The organism is Kineococcus glutinatus (genome assembly GCF_039542765.1).
In the GTDB taxonomy this organism is placed as follows: domain Bacteria; phylum Actinomycetota; class Actinomycetes; order Actinomycetales; family Kineococcaceae; genus Kineococcus_A; species Kineococcus_A glutinatus.
In genome coordinates this window covers 1-920 of record NZ_BAABIL010000745.1, presented here as the reverse complement: position 1 = coordinate 920, position 920 = coordinate 1, and the positions used below count along the sequence as shown (strand labels likewise).

1 protein-coding gene is annotated in these 920 nt (G+C 79.2%); it reads left to right on the top strand.

The genetic code is table 11. The features are described 5' to 3' along the window. Nucleotides 1-205 precede the first annotated feature (205 nt). Nucleotides 206-920 (top strand): phytoene desaturase family protein (locus ABEB16_RS20880; RefSeq protein ID WP_345714105.1); only part of this gene is annotated, 715 nt, incomplete at its 3' end.

Below are 920 nucleotides of genomic sequence, written 5' to 3'. Positions count from 1 at the left end.
GGCGCGCCCGCCGCCGTCGCCAGCCGCGCCGCCTGCGCCGCGCGCACCGGCGGGCGGGTCTGGCCCGACGCGCTGGCCCACCCGGTGTCGGTGCTGGTGCTGCTCGCCCTGCTCGCCGACTCCCACGTCCGCCGGGCCCGCGGCACGCTGCGCTGGAAGGGCCGCCGGGTCGGCTGAGGGCGGCGGGGGGTTAGTGTTCCCGCCCGTGGCGCGGGTGGTCGTGGTGGGGGCGGGACTGGCGGGCCTGTCCGTCGCGGCGCGGCTGGCCGCCCTCGGGCACGCCGTCACCGTCTGCGAGCAGGCGGGCGAGGTCGGCGGCAAGCTCGGCTGGTTCTCCCGCGACGGCTTCTCCTTCGACACCGGACCGTCCCTGCTCACCCTGCCCGCCGTGCAGCGCGACCTGTTCCTCAAGACCGGCCGGCCGCTGGAGGACGAGCTCGACCTCGTCCCGCTGGACCCGCTGTGCCGCTACCGCTTCGCCGACGGCACCGAGCTGGACGTGCCCGGCGGCAGCACCCCGCGGGTGGCGGCCGCGATCGACGCGGCCCTGGGGCCGGGCACCGGCGCGCAGTGGACGGCGTTCCTGCAGCGCGCCGGGGAGATCTGGGACGTCGCCCGCGGCCCGTTCCTGGAGAACCCCCTCGACGGGGCCGGCACCCTGCTGCGGCTGGCGCGCGACACCCGCGCGCTGCGCACCGTCGCGCCGTGGCGCAGCCTGCGCTCACTGGGTGCGCAGCACCTGCGCGACCCCCGGCTGCGGGTGGTGCTCGACCGGTACGCCACCTACTCCGGCTCCGACCCCCGCCGCGCCCCCGCCGCGCTGGCGACGGTGCCGTTCGTGGAGCACACCTTCGGCGGCTCGTACGTGCGCGGCGGCCTGCACCGGCTCGCCCGGGCCGTGGCCGGGCGCGGCGCCGGGC